24 protein-coding genes are annotated in these 19,294 nt (G+C 58.1%); 17 read left to right on the top strand and 7 right to left on the bottom strand.

Annotated features, from left to right (window positions below; translation table 11 throughout):
* Positions 1–18 precede the first annotated feature (18 nt).
* Positions 19–768, top strand: a complete 750-nt coding sequence (locus tag ACR0B8_RS06405; RefSeq protein ID WP_480658133.1) for a hypothetical protein — start codon at positions 19–21, stop codon at positions 766–768.
* A 2-nt stretch (positions 769–770) separates the two neighbouring features.
* A complete protein-coding gene (locus ACR0B8_RS06400) occupies positions 771–1,385 on the top strand; it encodes a hypothetical protein (RefSeq protein ID WP_480658135.1) in 615 nt (204 codons plus the stop codon).
* Positions 1,386–1,393: 8 nt separating this feature from the next.
* Here the strand turns inward: ACR0B8_RS06400 and ACR0B8_RS06395 are convergent, their stop codons facing one another.
* Both ACR0B8_RS06395 and ACR0B8_RS06390 read right to left on the bottom strand, forming a co-directional pair.
* Positions 1,394–2,284, bottom strand: coding sequence for a fatty acid desaturase (locus ACR0B8_RS06395; protein WP_480658137.1), 891 nt, complete (start codon positions 2,282–2,284; stop codon positions 1,394–1,396).
* A gap of 3 nt (positions 2,285–2,287) precedes the next feature.
* The gene (locus ACR0B8_RS06390; RefSeq protein WP_170358841.1) at positions 2,288–2,707 is read right to left on the bottom strand and encodes a cupin domain-containing protein; all 420 of its coding nucleotides are present in this window, start codon (positions 2,705–2,707) and stop codon (positions 2,288–2,290) included.
* An 87-nt stretch (positions 2,708–2,794) separates the two neighbouring features.
* Between ACR0B8_RS06390 and ACR0B8_RS06385 the strand changes: the two genes are divergently transcribed.
* From ACR0B8_RS06385 to ACR0B8_RS06350, 8 genes are all read left to right on the top strand, one after another.
* A complete protein-coding gene (locus tag ACR0B8_RS06385; RefSeq protein ID WP_226688349.1) occupies positions 2,795–4,213 on the top strand; it encodes a protein adenylyltransferase SelO in 1,419 nt (472 codons plus the stop codon).
* A 155-nt stretch (positions 4,214–4,368) separates the two neighbouring features.
* The gene (locus ACR0B8_RS06380; protein ID WP_170396078.1) at positions 4,369–4,734 is read left to right on the top strand and encodes a cupin domain-containing protein; all 366 of its coding nucleotides are present in this window, start codon (positions 4,369–4,371) and stop codon (positions 4,732–4,734) included.
* A gap of 39 nt (positions 4,735–4,773) precedes the next feature.
* Entirely contained in the window at positions 4,774–5,484 is a 711-nt protein-coding gene (locus tag ACR0B8_RS06375; RefSeq protein ID WP_226688350.1) for an endonuclease/exonuclease/phosphatase family protein, read from the top strand.
* Between the two features lie 73 nt (positions 5,485–5,557).
* Positions 5,558–5,971: a Fur family transcriptional regulator gene (locus ACR0B8_RS06370; RefSeq protein ID WP_170396076.1), complete on the top strand. Its 414-nt coding sequence runs from the start codon at positions 5,558–5,560 to the stop codon at positions 5,969–5,971.
* 133 nt (positions 5,972–6,104) lie between these two features.
* A complete protein-coding gene (locus ACR0B8_RS06365) occupies positions 6,105–6,986 on the top strand; it encodes a DMT family transporter (protein ID WP_226688351.1) in 882 nt (293 codons plus the stop codon).
* 145 nt (positions 6,987–7,131) lie between these two features.
* Positions 7,132–8,409: a phosphopyruvate hydratase gene (gene eno, locus ACR0B8_RS06360; RefSeq protein WP_170396072.1), complete on the top strand. Its 1,278-nt coding sequence runs from the start codon at positions 7,132–7,134 to the stop codon at positions 8,407–8,409.
* Positions 8,410–8,448: 39 nt separating this feature from the next.
* Complete coding sequence (locus ACR0B8_RS06355; RefSeq protein ID WP_170358835.1) at positions 8,449–8,955, top strand: GNAT family N-acetyltransferase; 507 nt, start codon at positions 8,449–8,451, stop codon at positions 8,953–8,955.
* A 182-nt stretch (positions 8,956–9,137) separates the two neighbouring features.
* Positions 9,138–9,305 carry a hypothetical protein gene (locus tag ACR0B8_RS06350; protein WP_165590747.1) on the top strand — a complete coding sequence of 56 codons (168 nt, stop codon included), beginning with the start codon at positions 9,138–9,140 and terminating at the stop codon, positions 9,303–9,305.
* On the opposite strand, the gene ACR0B8_RS06345 is transcribed toward ACR0B8_RS06350, so the two are convergent.
* The 3 genes from ACR0B8_RS06345 to mazG form a co-directional block, all read right to left on the bottom strand.
* Positions 9,302–9,751, bottom strand: a complete 450-nt coding sequence (locus tag ACR0B8_RS06345; protein WP_170348955.1) for a GNAT family N-acetyltransferase — start codon at positions 9,749–9,751, stop codon at positions 9,302–9,304. The genes ACR0B8_RS06350 and ACR0B8_RS06345 overlap by 4 nt on opposite strands.
* The gene (locus tag ACR0B8_RS06340) at positions 9,748–10,689 is read right to left on the bottom strand and encodes a nucleoside hydrolase (protein WP_170358833.1); all 942 of its coding nucleotides are present in this window, start codon (positions 10,687–10,689) and stop codon (positions 9,748–9,750) included. Before ACR0B8_RS06340 ends, ACR0B8_RS06345 begins: the two co-directional genes overlap by 4 nt.
* A gap of 63 nt (positions 10,690–10,752) precedes the next feature.
* Entirely contained in the window at positions 10,753–11,610 is an 858-nt protein-coding gene (gene mazG, locus ACR0B8_RS06335; protein ID WP_226688801.1) for a nucleoside triphosphate pyrophosphohydrolase, read from the bottom strand.
* Between the two features lie 66 nt (positions 11,611–11,676).
* On the opposite strand from mazG, the gene ACR0B8_RS06330 reads away from it, so the two are divergent.
* The 4 genes from ACR0B8_RS06330 (at position 11,677) to ACR0B8_RS06315 (ending at position 15,314) form a co-directional block, all read left to right on the top strand.
* Positions 11,677–12,840, top strand: a complete 1,164-nt coding sequence (locus tag ACR0B8_RS06330; protein ID WP_480658142.1) for a M20 aminoacylase family protein — start codon at positions 11,677–11,679, stop codon at positions 12,838–12,840.
* A gap of 12 nt (positions 12,841–12,852) precedes the next feature.
* Positions 12,853–13,821, top strand: coding sequence for an agmatinase (speB, locus tag ACR0B8_RS06325; protein WP_170348951.1), 969 nt, complete (start codon positions 12,853–12,855; stop codon positions 13,819–13,821).
* 77 nt (positions 13,822–13,898) lie between these two features.
* Positions 13,899–14,846: an agmatinase gene (gene speB / locus ACR0B8_RS06320; protein WP_226688353.1), complete on the top strand. Its 948-nt coding sequence runs from the start codon at positions 13,899–13,901 to the stop codon at positions 14,844–14,846.
* 63 nt (positions 14,847–14,909) lie between these two features.
* The gene (locus tag ACR0B8_RS06315) at positions 14,910–15,314 is read left to right on the top strand and encodes a DUF1499 domain-containing protein (protein WP_480659798.1); all 405 of its coding nucleotides are present in this window, start codon (positions 14,910–14,912) and stop codon (positions 15,312–15,314) included.
* Here ACR0B8_RS06315 and ACR0B8_RS06310 read toward each other — a convergent pair.
* Positions 15,240–15,542, bottom strand: a complete 303-nt coding sequence (locus ACR0B8_RS06310; RefSeq protein WP_226688355.1) for a hypothetical protein — start codon at positions 15,540–15,542, stop codon at positions 15,240–15,242. The genes ACR0B8_RS06315 and ACR0B8_RS06310 overlap by 75 nt on opposite strands.
* Positions 15,543–15,604: 62 nt before the next feature.
* Here ACR0B8_RS06310 and prfA point away from each other — a divergent pair, with 62 nt between their 5' ends.
* From prfA to ACR0B8_RS06295, 3 genes are all read left to right on the top strand, one after another.
* Positions 15,605–16,660, top strand: a complete 1,056-nt coding sequence (gene prfA, locus ACR0B8_RS06305) for a peptide chain release factor 1 (protein ID WP_170358823.1) — start codon at positions 15,605–15,607, stop codon at positions 16,658–16,660.
* Positions 16,657–17,499, top strand: coding sequence for a peptide chain release factor N(5)-glutamine methyltransferase (gene prmC, locus ACR0B8_RS06300; RefSeq protein WP_170375656.1), 843 nt, complete (start codon positions 16,657–16,659; stop codon positions 17,497–17,499). The genes prfA and prmC overlap by 4 nt, the downstream gene beginning before the upstream one ends.
* Positions 17,500–17,742: 243 nt before the next feature.
* Positions 17,743–18,333, top strand: a complete 591-nt coding sequence (locus tag ACR0B8_RS06295) for a DUF4167 domain-containing protein (RefSeq protein WP_170348945.1) — start codon at positions 17,743–17,745, stop codon at positions 18,331–18,333.
* Positions 18,334–18,388: 55 nt separating this feature from the next.
* Here ACR0B8_RS06295 and rsmA read toward each other — a convergent pair whose 3' ends face one another.
* Complete coding sequence (rsmA, locus tag ACR0B8_RS06290) at positions 18,389–19,231, bottom strand: 16S rRNA (adenine(1518)-N(6)/adenine(1519)-N(6))-dimethyltransferase RsmA (protein WP_226688356.1); 843 nt, start codon at positions 19,229–19,231, stop codon at positions 18,389–18,391.
* Positions 19,232–19,294: the final 63 nt, after the last annotated feature.

Genomic DNA, 19,294 nt, shown 5'->3' with positions numbered 1-19,294 from the left:
GAAATTGGATTTTTTTTAGTGACGTTACACAGAAATTACTATGTCTTTTGCTTTGTGCTTGCTCTTTCGTTTTCTGTGGGGGCGGTGCTGTCCGATGAGGCCAAGATCCACCTCGTGGCAAACTCCGGGAAAAAACGGCTGACACCTGTGACAACGGGGGGCACATACAGCTGTACTGTTCCGGCAACGCCCGCAGTAATCGAGCTTTTTGAAGATGTTGGACCGGCATACAGAATTGATCTGAAGCAGTTCGTGAAAACAGGGAAAAAAGACAGAGCCGTCGTGGTGCGCCGCGCTGGAAAGATTGAGCCGGACCGAACGGGGCCAAGCTGGAACAGCTCGGTCTCATCAGCTCGGTTTCCGCAAGCGTTCCTGAAAGAAGAACAACTTAAAGAAGACAATCGCCTGCTGCTGAGCGGAGCATTGTTCTTTTGCGACTATATGGGGTTCCCAGAGTTTATGGGGGCAGAGCTCACCTTATCGGGAAAGGTTGGAGAGTTCACCGTGGATCACCACAAGACGCTTCCACCGGGATCAGCTGAACTGGCCCTGACATTTCAAAGCCAACAACATATTGACTTGGATGAATATCAGGTTAAACCGCCAGGGCGTTTTGGCGGCGAAAACAGTATGAGCCCCGTTATCGGCTCGATGAGAATCGAGTACAGGGAGAGTGCCGTTCGTTTTCATATTGAGAACACTGAGGTGCAAGTTCCCGTAGAGCTGCGAATCCGTGGTTGGTTCGGTAATCTAAAGGCAGAAAACTAGAAATGGCACGTGTCCTCATTGCACTTTTCACCCTGCTGTTGACCGCTCTTGGCACCGTCGCCAATGCGCGTAATTGGTATTTGGACTTTAGTACCGGTGGCGTCATCACCATGATCATGCAACCGGCTGATCACGCATGCCCGGATTATTTTCAGCCCGTTCACATGTCCACCGAATTTGATGAGTACGAAGAATTCGCGGTGAAGTACCAAGGCTCAGAGCTCTTCGCTCAAAATGAGAGCGATAAGAAATTGGCGCAGAGCAATCCGAATTTGGTGATGCAGATGACGGTAACCGGCTGTGCGTTTCGAAGCCATTTTATACCGACGTCTGGGGAAGTTCTGTTTTCGGGAGATTTGGGCGTGGGCCGGGTCGAGAGTGTTAGGTTTGCCTTCGCGGGAGAACAGCGCCCCGGTGATCAAGAACTGAGTATTTCTTACACGGCATATCTGAGTAATGCGGCTCTAGTGCCACGGCAAAAGAAAGGGGCGATAGGAGAGCTGAAGTTTCATTTCATCTGGCTTCCAACTCCCTTGGTTGCACCGGTACACGATGGTGATACCGTTCGGACAGGCCGTGCAGCTATCAGGGTATTCGTACATCCAACCGATCATTGAACAGCAGATCAGCTCTTGAGTGCGCGTGTGTAATCGCCCGCAAACTTCGAGTATCCATCCGAGGTCGTCTTTAGATGAGCCTGGGTCCATCTGTGCAGCGCTGGTAACCGATGGAACGGCACATTGGGAAAAGCGTGGTGTTCGGCGTGGTAGGGCATGTTCCAGGCCAGAAACCGGACGATGCGGTTGGTGAAAGTGGTGCGAGAGTTCTCGAGCATATTGGCGACTGAGGGGCAGAGGCCATGTTCGGCTAATAGATAGAGGCGCAAGAAGGGTTGCGCGATCAGCACCGGTAGAATCCATAGCCAGAACAATACTGAAGAATAGAGCAGGCTGAGACCGACAAGGACGTAAAGAACCAGCAATAGCCGCGCCTCAATACGCATGGCGTGGTGTTGGCGGGCAGGCAGGTAGGGCGCGTTGATCCGGCCAAAAGCGTTTTGCATCAGAACCTTTGCCATCCCGGTCCAATACGGCCAGCCGCTTAGGTAAATCAGCAGGTCCCGCCAATTCCCGGGTCGCGGTTTACCACCCAGCTCCGGGTCTTTTTCCGGGTGGTTGGTCCATTTGTGATGGGCCAGATGGAAATACCGAAACCACGTAAAGGGCAGGGCGATAGGGATCGAAACCAGATGCCCGATGACATCGTTCAACCAGCCGCTGCGAAACGGTGTCTTGTGCGTACACTCGTGGCTGAGCGTAAACAGGAAAACCAGAAGGATGCCTTGGGGAAGGATAAACAGAGGCCAAAGCGGCACCCGCAATGCGATACAGGCAGAGGTGCCCGCCAGTACTATGCCATACGCCGCCAAATGCTTCAGCCCGGCCGCATTGGATCGTTGCTGAAGGCTGTCTTTCGCCTCGGGCGGGATCGACGCTATGAGGGCGCGGTGATCCATGACCTACCCGCGCGCGATGTCGAACCCCGGCGCGGCCAGCACAAAGCCGTCGAATTCGAATCCGGGGGAGACAGTGCAACTGACCAGTGTGTAGTCCCCGGTCGATTGCGCTGATTGCCAGTGGTTCTTGGGTACAACCAATTGTGGCGCGCCTTTGGTCAGGTCGGTGGTCAGCAAGTGATCGGTGGCAGGGCCGTCATCGGTGGCGCTGAGGGACAGGGTCAGTGGCGCGCCGGCATGATACAGCCAGATCTCGGTCGCATCGACGCGGTGCCAGTGGCTGTGCTCACCTGCTTGCAGCAGGAAATAGATACAGGTGCCGGTGGCGCGGCCTTGGTTGTCGGCTCGCCAAGTTTCGCGGAACCAACCGCCCTCGGGGTGGCGCTGCAACTGAAGGTGGTCGATGATCTCTTGCGCGGTCATTAGGGCCTCTTGCTTGGTTGTGGTGATTATGCACGCAGGCGTGCGATCCGCTATGGTATTTACGTGTATCCACCATATGTTTGCCGCATGACCTTGAATATCCCGTTTGACAACAGCTATGCCCGTCTTCCCAACACTTTTTTCGCCCGGCAAGTGCCGGTGCCGGTGCGCGCTCCGCGTTTGATTGCGTTTAATGAAGATCTGGCCCGCGTTCTGGGGGTTACTCCGGGCGATGTGCAGGAAATGGCCGAGGTTTTCGCTGGGAATGCCCTGCCTGAAGGGGCCGAGCCGATTGCTCAGCTTTATTCCGGCCATCAGTTCGGCACCTACAACCCGCAGCTCGGCGATGGGCGTGCGGTATTGCTGGGTGAGACGATCGGAACAGACGGCGTGCGGCGGGATATTCAGTTGAAGGGCTCGGGACAGACCCCGTTCAGCCGCCAGGGCGATGGCCGCGCGTGGCTTGGGCCAGTTCTGCGCGAATACGTGGTATCCGAGGCGATGCACGCGCTGGGCATCCCGACCACCCGTGCGCTGGCTGCGGTTGAGACAGGAGAGATCGTCTTGCGCGAAGGCCCGATGCCGGGCGCGGTGCTGACTCGCGTTGCGCAAAGCCATCTGCGCGTGGGGACGTTTCAGGTGTTTGCCGCACGACGGCAGGTCGACAGCTTGAAGCGGCTGACCGAATACGCCATCGCCCGACACTATCCGCAGGCCGAAGATCCAATGGGCCTGCTGCGCGCGGTCCGGGACGCGCAGGCGCGGCTGATTGCGCAATGGATGAGCGTCGGGTTTATCCACGGGGTGATGAACACCGACAATTTCTCGATCACTGGCGAGACCATCGACTATGGACCTTGCGCCTTCATGGACATCTATCACCCGAATACGGTCTTCAGTTCAATCGACCGGATGGGACGATATGCCTATTCCAATCAGCCGGACATCGCCGTGTGGAACCTGGCGCAATTGGCGACCTCTTTGATTCAGCAGGTCGAGGACCCCGAAGCCGCCGTTCAAGAGGCCACTGAGATCGTGCATGCAATGCCGGGACTGATCCAACAGGAATGGCTGGCCCGCTTCCGCGCCAAGATCGGTTTGACGACCGAGGATAAGGGCGACGAGGCGTTGATCACCGATCTGCTGACTCGGATGGCGCACAACAGTGCCGATTTCACCAATACGTTCCGTGCGCTGGGCAGTGACAAGGCCCGCAATCAGTTCGTGAACCCCGAAGCTTATGATGAATGGGCCGACGGATGGCAGGCTCGGCTGGCCCGTGAAAATGACCCGCAGACGGTGATGAACGCCGCCAACCCGGCCTTTATCCCGCGCAACCACCGGGTCGAGCAGATGATACAGGCTGCTGTCCAAGGCGATTTTGCCCCGTTCCATCGGTTAAATGCGGTGCTTGCCCGCGCCTATGAGGATCAACCCGACGCAACCGACCTGACACATCCGCCGGCCGAAAGCGAAGTGGTCCACGCGACGTTCTGTGGGACATAGCGAATATCAAAACTTGAACGTCTAGTTTTTAAGCTGTCTAGTGGGCGTTCTTCTGAACATAATGCCAAGCGACTTACCATCGGCACATAATGCTGCATAATGGACGCAACCGGGGGAACTGCAGATAAAATCAGTTTTGTTTTAGGGAGCATAAAATGCGCTACGCCATTTTGTTGGAAGACGCGGACGGAGTGTCTTATTTTGAAAATCGTGAGATTGATTTCGAGCTCAAGACGTTTGCCCCCCCGGCCGCACCGTTTCTGGTCTCAAAAGAGGTCGATGCCGCGCGTATTGCCTTCTTGTCATTGCCTGCTGGGTGGAAAGGGGTTCAACACCGTTCCCCGAAACCCCAACTTGCGACGGTTCTGTCCGGTACGTTCCGTGTTCAGGCGGGGTCGGGCGAAATACGTGATTTCAAAACGGGTGACTTGTTTTGGGCCGAAGATGTCAAGGGAACAGGCCATAGCTCATCCGCAGAAGGGGGTGAGCCCGCCAACCTTATGATTACACAATTTAAATAGGGGCCGGGTGGCCGAGGAACCTTTGATGTCAGACACAGGATGCTAATGACCAAACCATCAACCCTGCGTATCGCCAGCTATAACATTCAGAAATGTGTGGGGCTGGATTTTCGGCGGCAGCCCCAGCGTATCATGCAGGTCATCGAGAGCATGCAGGCTGATATCGTGGTGTTGCAAGAGGCCGACAAACGCTTGCCGCCCCGACCTGCCGCCTTACCACATTTCATGTTGGATGAGGCCGGCTGGCAGATCGTTGATCTGGGTGGGGCCGGCAGTCTGGGCTGGCATGGAAACGCTGTGATCTGGCGCGGAAATTCGATTCAGGTTCGGCAGGCCGGGCACCACGATCTGCCTGGGCTGGAGCCGCGGGGAGCCGTGCGTGTGGAATTCGACACCCAAATCGGGCCGCTGCGCGTGATGGGGATGCATCTGGGCCTGTTGCCCGCATCCCGGCGGCAGCAGATCACGCACATCCGCCGCTTTGACGATGATCTGGACAACATGCCCACCGTCTGGGCCGGGGACTTCAACGAATGGTCGCGCCAGCCTGTGTTGGACCATTTGGCCCCGGATATGCGCTTTTTGGCACCGGTTCCAAGCTTTCCGGCCGCACAGCCCCTGGGGGCCCTTGACCGCATCGCGCTGGGCGCAGGGCTTGAGGCGGTCGTCCACGGCGTGCACGACGCACGGCCTGCGCATATTGCGTCCGATCATCTGCCGATCTGGGCGGACCTGAGACGGGTGGCCTAGGCCGCAATTCCCCTGTGGCGCGATCCGCGCAGACGTACTAAGACAGAATCCCGAACTACTCTGAGGGTCACTTATGTCCGATACGATCATCGCCCGCTGTGAATCAAAAGGTCTGCGCATGACCGGCCAGCGCCGCACAATCGCGCAGGTGCTGCAACAAAGTGAGGATCACCCGGATGTTGAGGAACTGTATGCTCGTGCCTCGAAAGTGGATTCGGGCATCTCGATTGCCACGGTCTATCGCACTGTCAAACTGTTCGAAGAAGCGGGAATTCTTGACCGGCTGGAATTCGGTGATGGGCGCGCGCGGTATGAAGATGCTGAGCGTGATCATCATGACCATTTGATCGACATGCAATCCGGCAAGGTGATCGAATTCGTCGACCCCGAGATCGAAGTGTTGCAGGAAAAGATCGCGGCCAAGCTGGGGTATAAGCTGAAAGGCCACCGGCTGGAACTGTACGGCGTGCCGCTGGAACAGGACTGACTCATCACAAAACGCGAACGACAGGCGCACGGGAATTCATGCTTTCCGGGCGGATAATGCTTGCCTGAACGGCTTTCTTGCGATTTTGCTGAGAAAAGCGGCATTGGGGCCGCAGGATTCAACGGACACGGTCATGAACAACGTACACGGCATTTTGTTGGTCGTCGGCGCGATGGCGGCTTTTGCGCTTGAGGATATGTTCATCAAGCATCTGTCGGTGACAGTGCCGACCGGTCAGATCATGGTTGTGTTGGGTGTGATCTGCAGCCTGGCCTTTGTCGTGATGTCGTTGGCCACGCGCAAACGTATCCTTGATCCGGTGGCGTGGCAGCCGCTGCCTCTGATGCGCGCCGGGACCGAAGCGGTTGGGGCGCTGAGTTTTGTGACCGCGCTGTCTCTGGTTGATCTGTCCACCGTGGCTGCTGTGTTTCAGGCGATGCCGCTGGCCGTCACCATGGGGGCCGCGCTGTTTCTGGGCGAGCATGTCGGTTGGCGACGGTGGAGCGCGATTGGCATCGGCTTCATCGGCGTGCTGATGATCATCCGCCCCGGGCTGGCCGGGTTTCAACCCGAGTCGTTGTTTGTCGTGGCCAGTGTGCTTGCCATCGCCGCGCGCGACCTGATCACCCGTAAGCTGGATGTTCGCGTGGCCTCGTCCGTGGTCGCCCTGCAGGCCTATGTCGCCGTGGCATTTGCTGGCGTGGCGTTGATGGTGTTTTCCGCACAACCCGTTGTGCCTTTAAATACTTGGCAGATCGGTCCCTATCTGGGTGCCGTTGGCTTTGGTTTCCTGGGTTATTACGGCATCGTCATCGCCATGCGGATTGGTGAGGCTTCGGCCCTGACGCCCTTCCGCTATACCCGGCTGATCTTCTCGATCGCCGCGGGGATGCTGATGTTCGGCGAACGCCCGGACCTGATGACGCTGGCCGGGGCCACGTTGATCATGGGGTCGGGCATGTACACCTTTATTCGCGAACGCCGTTTGGCCCGTGAACTGGCAGTTGCAGCCTGACGGATCGTCGCACGTTGGCGCAAACAGGTAATTGTTAGCCCTAAAGGACCGGAAATATACATGTTAGCGATAACATGACTGGTTTACTTTTTGCCCGGTGATGGTATGAGGCGTGCAACTGATTGCAGCCACAGGAACGGGCCTCATGAGCACCATTATCGACATCCACGCACGCGAAATTTTGGACAGCCGGGGCAACCCGACCGTTGAGGTCGACGTGATTCTGGAAGACGGAACCATGGGCCGCGCCGCTGTGCCCTCGGGCGCGTCGACCGGCGCTTATGAAGCAGTGGAAAAGCGTGACGGTGACAAATCGCGCTATTTGGGCAAGGGCGTGCTTGAAGCCGTCGCCGCCGTGAACGGTGAGATTGCAGAAGAACTGGTGGGATTTGACGCCACCGAGCAGGTTGCCATCGATGGCGCCATGATCGAACTGGACGGAACCGAGAACAAGGGTCGGCTTGGCGCCAATGCCATTCTGGGTGTTTCGCTGGCCACGGCTAAGGCAGCGGCGGATTTCACCACGCAGCCTCTGTATCGCTATGTGGGTGGCACCTCGGCTCGTGTTCTGCCAGTGCCGATGATGAACATCATCAACGGGGGTGAGCACGCGGACAACCCGATCGATATTCAAGAATTCATGATCATGCCAACTTCGGCCGCAAATATCCGCGAAGCCGTGCGCATGGGGTCCGAAGTTTTCCACACCCTCAAACGCGAACTATCGGCTGCTGGTCTAGCCACCGGCGTAGGCGACGAGGGCGGCTTTGCCCCCAACATCGCATCCACCCGCGAGGCGTTGGATTTCATCCTGCAGTCCATTGAAAAGGCTGGCTACAAACCCGGTGAAGAAATCCACCTGGCGCTGGACTGCGCTGCCACTGAATACTATCGCGACGGCAAATACGTTCTGTCGGGTGAGAATATCTCGCTAACCTCCGAAGAAAACGCCGAGTATCTGGCGGCGCTGGTCAAAGACTATCCGATCATCTCAATCGAAGACGGCATGTCCGAAGATGACTGGGACGGCTGGAAGGCGCTGACCGATGCCATCGGTGACCGTGTTCAACTGGTGGGCGACGACCTGTTCGTGACCAACCCCGAACGTCTGGCTGAAGGGATCGACCGCGGCTGCGCCAATTCGATGCTGGTCAAGGTGAACCAGATCGGCTCGTTGACCGAAACCCTGCGCGCCGTCGATATGGCGCACCGCGCGGGTTATACCAACGTGATGTCGCACCGTTCGGGCGAGACCGAGGATGCCACCATCGCCGATCTAGCCGTGGCGACGAATTGCGGTCAGATCAAAACCGGCTCGCTGGCGCGATCGGACCGGTTGGCCAAGTACAACCAATTGATCCGTATCGAGGAATCGTTGGGCGAAGTTGCCGAATACGCCGGGGCTTCGATCCTTAAGCGCTGAGTGTTAATCTGATCCTCGTACCTTATCGAGGATCGGCAGTTGCTTAGCATCATAGAACCCAGAACGCCGGACCACTTTGATGCGGTCCGGCGTTTGTGTTGGGAATACCGCGATTTCCTCCTGACGCTGGATGAAAAGTCGCAACGTATTGTTCAAACCATCTATTCGCAGGATAAATATGCCCGTGTGATGGAGGCCATCGAGGCCGAACACAGCCCGCCGAACGGTGGCGCGCGTCTTGCGCTGGTCGGTGATCAGCCCGTTGGATGTGGCATGTTCCACACGATCGAGCCGGGCGTGGCCGAGATCAAGCGCGTATTCGTTCAGGACAGCGCCCGCGGTACGGGGGCAGGTCGTTCCATCATGCTGTCTTTGATCCAGCAATGTCGCCAGCAGGGGTTTGACCTGATCCGCATGGACACTGGCAAACCCTTGCAGACAGCGACCCGACTGTACCTCTCAATGGGGTTCGTTCTGCGGGACGCATACGCCGAGATTCCGGAAATCGCCGAGGGTCATCTGCTGTTTTTCGAGATGAAATTGTAGCGGAACGGATAAGAAAGACCTTTTTGCCGAATTATTTTGCGCCGCTTTCTCGTTGTTAACGTGTGGAAAAAACATAACCCTAAATATTTCTCAGCATAATTCGCGTTATGTGTGAACTTTTTCCTATTTGTCTCAATTTGAGCTGGCCTATTGTGACTGGATTACAGAAAAGGGGGTACACCATGACTGGTTCGAAATTCCTTCTCGTAGTTTCAGTGATCAGCACTGTATTTTTGGCGGCCTGCTCGGGGCCGGGGACTTATCCGGTATCGGGGATGCAGGCGTCGTCCACTGACCCGGTGATGGATATGGACATTCCTGGATTCGATATGGGCGTTGAGGCGCGCTAAAGCGGCTTGCTCATCAGCACATAGCGGTCTCGTGCTTTGAAACCGGTGCGCAGATACAGTCTTTGTGTGGCTTCATTGGTCCGGTCGACCTCAAGATGCAATGCGGTCAATCCTGCCCCGGCAAGGGCTTTGGGCAAGTCCAGCAGGACTTCGGTGGCGATCCCGCGACCACGAACTGCGGGGCGGATGTAGATCTCGTCGACAAAGCCGTCCATACCGCCAAATTCGACCGACCAGCCGAAGGTCAGCACGATATAGCCCAGCGGCGCGCGGCCGGGTCCGATCAGATAGACGCACCCGTGGGGGATGCCCTCAAGAAGCGGGGCCAGAGCCTCGCGACGTTGATCGGCGTCCTGTTCAATTCCGGCCTCGGCGTGAAAGGCCGCGACCAGCGACATCAGGCGATCCAGATCTGTGGGACGGGCGAGTTTCAGCGCGGCGCTCATAGGCGGGCCAGCCTTTCTGTTAGCAGGTCAAAGAATCCATCAGCGTCGATTTCCCCCATGAACATGGCATTGGGGGGATGATCCGTCACGCGCCACCAATCAGCGACGGTCATACCAAGGGTCAGGTCGGATTGCGTTTCGATCTGCACATTGACGTGACGGCCCGAGAACAGTTCGGGCCGGATCAGATATGCGGTCACGCAGGGGTCGTGCAGCGGCGCGCCCTCTGAGCCGTATTTTTCTTTGTCGAAGCGTTCGAAGAAATCTGTCATTTCGGCAACCGCATGGCCGACTTTTGAATCGAGTGCACGGAACGCATCGTTGCGATGTTTCGTGACTAAGGCGTCATGGGTGACATCCAGCGGCATCACGACGATGTGAACGCCAGATTTAAACACAATTTCAGCGGCTTCCGGGTCAACGTAAATGTTGAATTCAGCGGTGGGTGTGATGTTGCCCACCTCAAAATACGCCCCGCCCATCAGCACGATTTCCTGCACGCGCTCGACGATATCGGGCGCTTTCTGAAAGGCCGTGGCGATATTGGTCAAGGGCCCCAGCGGGCAGAGCGTCACCGTCCCCGGTTCCTGCGCGCGCAGGGTGTCGATGATGAAGTCGACCGCGTGCCCATCAGCCAGCGGCATCTCCGGATCGGGCAGGACAGGGCCGTCCAGCCCGGTCTTACCATGCACATGCTCCGCGGTGACCAAAGCGCGGTTCAACGGACGGTCGCATCCAGCGTAAACGGGGATATGCGTATGCCCGGCCAGTTCACAAACAATCCGCGCGTTTTTGGCGGTCAGTTCCAGCGGCACATTCCCGGCAACAGCTGTGATGCCCAGCACGTCGATCTCATCAGGGCTGGCCAACGCCAGCAAGATTGCGACAGCGTCGTCCTGACCGGGGTCAGTGTCGATAATGATCTTGCGCGGTGCCATGATTTGCCTCCGGGGTCTTGAAGCGCGGACACTCGCAAGTGTCACCCCACTTGTCCAGCGGTTTCAGGCCTCGGTCGCGGCGTCCACAGGCGGGAGTTTGCCATTGGCGCGGTGCTCTTCGATCTTCACCTCATCCCACAGCGCATCCATCTCGGCCAAATCACTTTGCGACGGCGTTTTTCCGCGCGCGGCAAGACGTGCCTCGACCTGTTCGAACCGCCGCGTGAACTTGGCGTTGGTACGGCGCAGGGCGGCTTCGGGTTCGATGCCCAGGTGACGGCCCAGATTGACCATCACGAACAGCAAATCTCCAAACTCGTCCTCTAGCGCATCGGCATCCATGCTGTTGCGGGCCTCTTCCAGCTCAGCTGCCTCTTCGGTGATTTTGGCAAGCACATGGCTGGCATCGGGCCAGTCGAATCCCACGCGGGCGGCGCGTTTTTGCAGCTTATGGGCGCGCAACAGGGCAGGCAGGTTCGCGGCCACACCGTCCAAAGCGCCTTTTTGTTCCTTGCCCTCACGCTCGGCTGCCTTGATGGTTTCCCAATCCACCGTTTGCTGTTCCGCAGATTTGTCGCGGGATTCGTCACCGAACACATGCGGGTGGCGGTCGACCATCTTGTCCGACATGGTGCGCACCACGTCCTGAAAAGTGAAATGTCCAGCCTCTTCAGCCATTTGCGCGTGGAAGACGGACTGGAACAGCAGGTCACCCAGCTCACCCTTCAGCTCGTCATAGGCGTTGCGTTCGATGGCATCGGCGACCTCATAGGCTTCTTCGATCGTATAAGGGGCGATGGTGGCGAAATCCTGTTCGATATCCCACGGGCAGCCTGATTCCGGGTCGCGCAGGCGGCGCATGATTTCCAGCAAACGCTCGATACCCGCTTCGCTGTCGTGGATCAGAGGATTTTCGGCCATTGCGAACCCTTTCGTTCCGGTGTCAGATGCATCCATTCCGCAGTCAGGATCAGGAGTCCACCCCAGATGCCCGTCGTCAACCGAATTGCAGATTTCTCTGCCGATATGGCCGCATGGCGCCAGCACCTGCATTCGATCCCCGAACTGGAGTTCGAATGCTATGAAACATCGGCCTTCGTAGCAGACCGACTGCGCGAGTTCGGTGTGGATGAGCTGCATGAGGGTATTGCCAAGACGGGCATAGTGGCAATCATCAATGGGCAGGGTGAGGGGCCGACCATCGGCTTGCGCGCCGATATGGACGCCTTGCCGATCCCTGAGGAGACGGGCGTATCTTACGCGTCCAAAAACCCCGGCAAGATGCACGCCTGCGGGCATGACGGGCACACCACGATGCTCTTGGGTGCGGCACGCTATCTGGCAGAGACGCGGAATTTCCGCGGTCGCGTGGCGCTGATCTTTCAGCCCGCCGAAGAAGAGGGCGGCGGGGCTGGTGTCATGGTCGAAGAGGGGATCATGGATCGGTTCAATATCTCTCAGGTCTATGCGCTGCACAACGCGCCCGGTTTTGCCGAAGGGTCCTTTTACACCACGCCGGGGCCAATCATGGCGGCAGTGGACACGTTCGAGGTTCATATTCAGGGCGTCGGAGGCCACGGCGCCATGCCGCATGAAACACGCGATCCGGTGATGGCGGCCTGTGGTATCGCGCAAGCGATACAGACTATTGTCAGCCGCAACCACTATGCGCTGGATGATCTGGTGGTCTCGGTCACGCAAATCCACACGGGAACGGTGAACAATGTGATCCCTGATACGGCCTTCATCAACGGTACAGTCCGGACGTTTGACCCTGCTGTTCAGAAGATGGTGATAGAGCGGATGGAACAGATCGTGCAGGGACAGGCGACCTCGTATGGGGTCTCGGCGCGGCTGGACTATGAAAAGAACTATCCCGCCACGATCAACGACGCCGAAATGGCTGGTTTCGCAGCCGATGTCGCGCGCGACATCTCGGGCGCTGACCGGGTAACCGCCAACGCAGGGCGTGAGATGGGGGCCGAGGATTTTTCTTATATGTTACAGGCTCGGCCCGGCGCATATCTGTTCCTGGGGCAGGGTGAGGGCGCAGGACTGCATCACCCCAAATACAACTTCAATGACGAGATTGCGCCGGTTGGCGCCTCGTTCTTTGCACGGATCGTTGAAAAGGCGCAGCCTTTGGGCTGATGGGGGGAAGACATGGCACTGGAAGACGCAAAAAATCAGGTGGATGAGGCATTCACCAATCCGGACCTCAAAGGGTTGTCATTTGAAAATACGTTCGGTGGTGCGACGTCATTCCTGCGGCGGCTCTATACTAAAGAGCTGAAGGGCGTAGATATCGCCGTGACCGGCGTGCCGTTCGATCAGGCCGTGACCAACCGCCCTGGTACCCGTCTTGGCCCCCGCGCAATTCGCGAGGCCAGCGCGCTGCAATCGCCGGATGCACCCTATGGTTGGCCCTTCGACGCGCTCAGCGAATTGGCAATCGTGGATTACGGAGATATGGCCTATGACTACGCCAATATCCCGGCCTTTCCCGATACGTTGACGGATCATATCCGTACTATTCTGGCGGCCGACGTGGCCTCGGTTTCGTTGGGCGGAGATCACTATATCAGCTTTCCGATTCTAAAAGCCTATGCAGAGAAGTACGGGCCAATGTCGCTGCTGCAATTCGATGCGCACACGGACACATGGGCCGATGACGACATGTCCCGCGTCGATCACGGGACGATGTTTTACAAGGCGGTGAAATCGGGGATCGTGGACCCTAAACGCTCGGTTCAGGTCGGAATTCGCACTACGAATGAGGACACGCTGGGCGTCAACATCATAGACGCGCGCGAGGTGTATGAATCTGGTCCTGCCGCCGTGGCGCAAAAGATCAAGGGTATTCTGGGCGACAGCCCCGTTTACCTGAGTTTTGACATCGACGGTCTGGACCCGGCCTTCGCCCCCGGCACCGGCACGCCCGTCTGGGGTGGGCTGACTTCGATACAAACGCAGATCATCCTGCGCGACATTGCCGGGATCAACATCAAAGGGGGGGACGTGGTCGAGGTCTCTCCGCCTTTTGATACGTCCGGTGCCACGGCGATTGCGGGCGCGCATGTGGCGACGCAGATCATTTGTCTGCTGGGGTGGAATAAGCTGGTCTCGGATTAGTTCAACAGGCTTAACCATTGGTTAGCCATCTTTCCGATATCAGGTTAACCAAAAGGCCGGACGGGAGAATGACGGGCATGACAGAATATAACCAACCCATCAGCGGCAATGATCTGGCCCGGTTCTCCGGCCCAAACACGTTTATGCGCCTGCCGCAGGTGGATTCGCTTGCCGGGCTGGACGTGGCCGTGCTGGGCATTCCGATGGATATCGGCACCTCGTGGCGGTCGGGCACGCGGTTCGGACCCAAGCAGATCCGCAGCGAAAGTGCGATGATCCGGCCCTATAACATGGCCACGTTTGCGGCCCCGTTCGACAGCCTTCAAATCGCGGATATCGGCGATCTTGCGATCAATACATTCTCGCTGGCCGACAGTCTGAAAATCATCAAGGAAAGCTATGATGCCATCCTGGCACAGGGTGTGACGCCAGTGGCAATGGGGGGCGATCACTCGATCACCCTGCCGATCCTGCGGTCAATCGCTGCCAAACACGGGCCGGTGGCACTGGTCCATGTCGATGCCCATGCAGACGTGAATGATGAGATGTTTGGTGAAAGAGAAACGCATGGCACGGTTTTCCGCCGCGCCTACGAAGAGCGGCTGATCGTCCCTGATAAAACCTTTCAGATCGGCATTCGCGGCTCGGGCTACGCAGCATCGGATTTTACCGAGGCTAAGGGCTGGGGCTTTCGCCAATTCCCTGCTTGGGAGCTGTGGCAGCAAAATCTGACCGTGACAGGTGCCCAGATTCGCAAAGAGATCGGCGAGCATCCGGTTTACATCTCGTACGATATCGACAGCCTGGACCCCTCTATCGCCCCAGGCACCGGCACGCCCGAGATTGCCGGGCTGACCACGCCACAGGCGTTACAGCTAATCCACGCGCTGGCGGGTATGAATGTGGTGGGCTGTGATCTGGTCGAGGTTTCCCCTCCGTATGACGCTACCGGCAACACCGCACTGACAGCGGCGAACCTGCTGTTCGAGATGTTGTGCATTCTACCTGGCGTGACGTCACGATAGGGGCAGTGGCGCCTTGCCACGACCAGCGATCCGAATATTGTTTTGCAAAGCGATGGGATCGGGATGAAAAGAATGTTGTTTTGGGGATTGGTTGCCTGCTTGATCGCCATGGCTGCCATTCGCTTAGCCCCATCAGACCCCAATCGTTGGCACGTCGCTCCTGTCGGAGACACGGATCGCGATATGCCGGGCGGCGTGTTTCGGGGGATCGAAAGTTACCCCGACCGTTTTGCGCGTCTGCATGAAATCGTGACAGATACTCCCCGAACCTATGTGCTGGCGGGATCCGTGCGAGAGGGGATGGTCACTTACATAACGCGCAGTAAAGTATTTGGCTTCCCAGATTACACCACGATTCAGCAGGATGGAGACACTCTGCGCGTCCACGGTCGGTTAAGATTCGGTCGGCGAGATTTCGGGGTAAACCGAAACAGGGTCGATGGCTGGCTGGCTGCTTTGCAGCCCTGAGGACAAACACCCCTCTTGCACTTCGCGCCACATGGGGACGTTCAGGGACATTTGGCACTGGGCGGTGAACATGCGGCCGTCGACTTGTAGGCAGATCATCTCACCCAACTCGATGCGCGTTCCGGATTTGTCGGTGCAATAGCAGTCCTGTACCTTGCCTCCGGGACCGACCACATCGGCCATGGCCGGGGCTGCGCACAACAAAATAACAAGTGCCAAACGTGTCATAGCGTCAGCTTAGCACAGGGACGGCCCTTGACCAAAGCGCCGGATTAAGAGACACCGCGCGGATGATCCCCGAAGAACGCCTTGAACAGATAACTCAGCGATTCCAGTATCTCGAAGCAGCCATGGCAGATGGCGCCTCGGGCGGGGATATTGCGGCCTTGGCCAAGGAGTATTCTGATCTGAAGCCGGTCGTGGATCAGATCATGGCGTGGCGTCAGCTGGTCGCCGATCTGGCCGAGGCGGAAACGATGCTGGCCGATCCCGACATGAAAGAGCTGGCCGAGGAAGAAATCCCTGAGCTTCAGGCCCGTATCCCGCAGGCTGAACAAGCCCTGCAACTGGCGTTGTTGCCGCGGGACAAGGCCGATGCGCGTCCAGCGATGTTGGAAATCCGCCCGGGAACGGGCGGGGATGAGGCTGCGTTGTTCGCGGGCGATCTGCTGCGCATGTATCAACGCTATGCCGAAGCGCGCGGCTGGCAGTTTGAGATCATTGAAGAGCAAGCCTCGGACCTTGGCGGTATTAAAGAGGTAGTGGCCCACATCAAGGGCGACAATGTCTTTGCCCGCATGAAATACGAATCCGGTGTACACCGCGTTCAGCGAGTACCCGAAACCGAAAGCGGTGGGCGGATTCATACCTCGGCAGCCACCGTGGCGGTTCTGCCCGAGGCCGAGGATGTGGACATTCAGATCGACGCCAATGACATTCGCATCGACACAATGCGCAGTTCGGGCGCGGGCGGGCAGCACGTTAACACGACGGATTCGGCTGTGCGGATCACACACCTGCCCAGCGGTCTGGTGGTGACGAGTTCCGAGAAGTCTCAGCACCGCAACCGTGAAATAGCGATGCAGGTCCTTAAAACGCGCCTGTATGATCTTGAACGCCAACGGATCGACAGCGAACGATCCGCTGATCGCGCCAGTCAGGTAGGCTCGGGCGACCGGTCCGAGCGGATCAGGACGTATAATTTTCCGCAGGGGCGGATGACGGATCACCGCATTAACCTGACACTCTATAAGCTGGATCAGGTGATGCAGGGCGATCTGGATGAGGTGATCGACGCGCTGACCGCTGACGACCAGGCCCGCCTGCTGGCCGAGATGGCACAATGATCGCTGCGTTGACAGCCGCCCAGGCCATGGTTGCCGCCACCGCCCGCTTGCGCGCTGCTGGAGTCGATGATCCGGCACGAGATGCGCGGGTTTTGCTGGCCCATGCCGCGCGGATAGAGGCCAGCCGAGTCACGTTGATTGCGCCCGAGGAACTGTCGCCCGAGATTGCCGAACGGTACGATCACCTGATCTCGCTGCGGGCTATCCGCGTGCCGGTGTCGCACTTGCTGGGAGAGCGCGAGTTTTATGGTCGCAGGTTCCGTGTCAGCCGAGATGTGCTGGACCCGCGCCCTGAAACCGAAACTCTGGTCGAGGCGGCGTTGAGCGAACCTTTCGATCATGTTCTGGACTTGGGCACAGGCTCTGGCTGTATCTTGATTACTCTGCTGGCCGAGCGCACCAGTGCTTCGGGTATCGGTGCGGATCTAAGCGAATCCGCCTGTCTGCAAGCCAGCGCCAATGCGGTGCAGCATCAGGTGCAGGACAGGGTCGAGATTTTACGCTCGGATTGGTTTGAAAATATCGAAGGGTTGTTTGACCTGATTGTTGCAAACCCGCCCTATATTTCGCTGGAGGAGATGCAGGACCTGTCCCCCGAGGTGCGTGAACATGAACCGCGCATGGCACTGACGGACGAAGGGGACGGGCTGGGCGCATACCGCCATATTGCCGCCTCGGCCCCGGATTTTCTGATGCCCGGCGGGCGGATTCTGGTTGAAATCGGACCGACACAGGGTAAGGCCGTTGCAGCCCTTTTCCAAGCGGCTGGGCTAGTTGATGCAGGCGTTATCCCCGATCTGGACGGTCGAGATCGTGTTGTTGTCGCCAGAATGCCGTAAAATTGGCGCAAGATGAGGCTGAAATGCGCCGATCAATGTAAAAAAGCTGCGAATTTTTGGACAAACCTCTTGTCTGTAGGCGCTGGACATGCTTACTCAGAGTTAGTCGGAGAGGTTGACGCTGTTTCAGCGGGCCCCTGACGCCAAGCCCAAAAAAGTCGACATCGCGTGACGGCTAATGCCATTGAGCAGTGCAGGACGCGACTTGATCGGCACCGAATGACAAGGCTGACGTAAAGTACGATGAGATCTTCTAAATCCCGCTCGCGGGCCAAGAATAACCGCAATCGCCCCTCTGGCGGCAACGTTGTTAACCGGGTTTTCGATAGTTCAGGCCCCGAAGGCAAGGTGCGCGGCACGCCCCAGCAGATCATTGACAAATACAACCAGCTGGCGCGCGACGCCCAGCTAGGTAACGACCGTGTGGCAGCTGAGAACTTTCAGCAGCACGCCGAGCATTATCTGCGTCTGCTCAGCGAAGCGCAGCGCGAAATCGAAGCGCGCCGCGAAGAGCAGGAGCGCCAGAATCGCGAACGTCAGGCCGAGCGTGACCGGGAACGTGCCGAACGACAGGAGCGCGAAGCGGCCCGTCAGGCCGATCCCGCCGAGGCACCGCAACCCGACGTGATGGATTTCGGAGCCGAAGCTTCCGCCCCCGAATCCGGTCTGGTCGAGACCCCGGAAAGCAAAGATGCCGCCCCGGTGGTCGATGCGCCCGAGAAATCGGAGAAGAAAGAAAAACCTGCACGCCGCCCGCGTGCGCGCAAGCCCAAGGCTGCACCGGTTGAGGATGCCCCCAAAACGGATGGGGATGCGCCAGAAGCGGCGGAATAAATAAACCTCCGAAATTGCGAAAGCCCTGGGATGGTCCGGGGCTTTTTCTTTGCTTTCAGCCTTTTTTGACTTCGCGCGCTAAAGCACAAAACGCCTCAAGCGGGACCTGTTCGGCCCGTTCGGTGGGCTGGATACCAGCTGCGAGCAACCTGTCTTCGATATCCGATGCAACACCTTTTAACGATGCGCGTAGCATTTTCCGGCGCTGGTTAAAGGCAGCCGCGACGACGCGTGACAGTGTGGCAGCATCGGCCGGGTAACGCGGCTCGGGCAGGGCGGTCAGATGAACAACGGCGCTTGAGACTTTGGGGGGTGGGGTAAACGCGCCGGGCGGCAATGACATTGCGATCCGCGCCTCGGCCCGCCATTGGGCGAGGATGGCGAGGCGGCCATAGGCCTTGCTGCCAGGTTGGGCGACGATACGCTCGGCTACCTCACGCTGGAACATCAGGGTCAGGCTCTGCCAGAAGGGCGGCCACTCCGGCGGGGTAAGCCAGCGAACCAGCAACTCGGTGCCGACATTGTAGGGCAGATTGGCTGCGATGCGAATCGGTGAAGTCAGATGCGCCAGCGGGTCAATTTCAAGAGCATCGCCGTTGATCACCTCAAGCCGACCGGGGTAGGCGGCTGCGATATCGTTCAGAACCGCGATGCAGCGTGTGTCTTTTTCCACCGCCACGACCTTGCGTGCGCCCTCTGACAACAACCCACGGGTCAGGCCTCCGGGGCCGGGGCCAATTTCCAACACGTCGCATTCCGTAAGATCTCCGGCCTGACGCGCGATCTTGGCCGTCAGATTCAGGTCCAGCAAAAAATTCTGCCCTAGCGACTTGCGGGCCGAAAGCTGGTGGGTCGCGATAACTTCGCGTAGCGGAGGGAGATTGTCGATTGCACTCATGATCCGGTTGCCGTGACGCGGGGCGCGCCGATGATTTTGCCTTTGGTTGGGGTATTTTCAGCC

Source organism: Ruegeria sp. BH6 (assembly GCF_056538105.1).
The sequence above is the reverse complement of the archived record's forward strand: the minus strand, read 5'-3'. Positions and strand labels throughout refer to the sequence as shown.